This window comes from Peribacillus sp. N1 (genome assembly GCF_054600815.1).
In genome coordinates this window covers 1-297 of sequence record NZ_BAAHZO010000041.1, presented here as the reverse complement: position 1 = coordinate 297, position 297 = coordinate 1, and the positions used below count along the sequence as shown (strand labels likewise).

At 41.8% G+C, this 297-nt stretch carries 1 pseudogene; it reads right to left on the bottom strand.

Annotated elements, in window-relative coordinates:
• Window positions 1-215, bottom strand: a pseudogene (locus tag ACYP5M_RS26560) (cytochrome c oxidase assembly protein); the annotation flags it as partial.
• Window positions 216-297 lie beyond the last annotated feature (82 nt).

The following is a 297-nucleotide window of genomic DNA, read 5'->3' as shown; positions in this document are numbered from 1 at the left end:
ATATTCGCGCGATTGGCTATGGGAACTATAATTGCAGAGGCTGCACCGATGGTGCCAAGAATCCAAAAGTGCGTACGGTATAAGGGCCATTTTTTATAGCGGCGGTTTGAAATTACGTCAGCTGCGATATAAATCACTATCACAAGCGCCAGAATAATCAATAAAATCGGTTCAAAACCAGCCCCATTATCATGAATATGTCCATTACAGTGCATTGCTGGAAACTTCTTTCAATTAAAGAACTCTGCGCCTTGTTTGAATGACAAGGATAATGCCGATCAAGATCATGATTGTGGC